The sequence below is a fragment of the Citrobacter sp. wls615 genome (assembly GCF_005281355.1).
Taxonomy (GTDB): domain Bacteria; phylum Pseudomonadota; class Gammaproteobacteria; order Enterobacterales; family Enterobacteriaceae; genus Citrobacter; species Citrobacter werkmanii.
Genome location: NZ_SZXM01000040.1, coordinates 1 through 377, shown reverse-complemented (window position 1 = coordinate 377; position 377 = coordinate 1). Strand labels below are relative to the sequence as shown.

At 55.4% G+C, this 377-nt stretch carries 1 protein-coding gene; it reads right to left on the bottom strand.

The window, feature by feature from the left end:
• Positions 1-377 (bottom strand): MFS transporter (locus FDX04_RS12195; RefSeq protein ID WP_137371004.1); only part of this gene is annotated, 377 nt, incomplete at both ends.

Below are 377 nucleotides of genomic sequence, written 5' to 3'. Positions count from 1 at the left end.
TTGATATAATGCAGTTTAGGACCACCTGACTTCACATCGCCCGGCTTTTTGTGGTCCATATCCACGACCGCGCCGTTTTCCGAGATAAACTTCAGCTCTTCTTGCGACATACGCGGATGATCGGTTGGGTTATGAATAAACTTCACCCACAGCCCGGTGAGCACAAAACCAATCACGCCCATTACGGTAAACACGTGCTCCCAGCCCCAGGCGAAGGTCAGCCAGCCCAGCAGCGGAGAAAACAGCGCCAGGGAAAAATACTGTGCGGAGTTAAAAATCGCGGATGCCGTACCGCGCTCTTTGGTCGGGAACCAGGCCGCCACGATACGGGCGTTGGCCGGGAAGGAAGGCGCTTCCGAGAAGCCCAGCATAAAGCG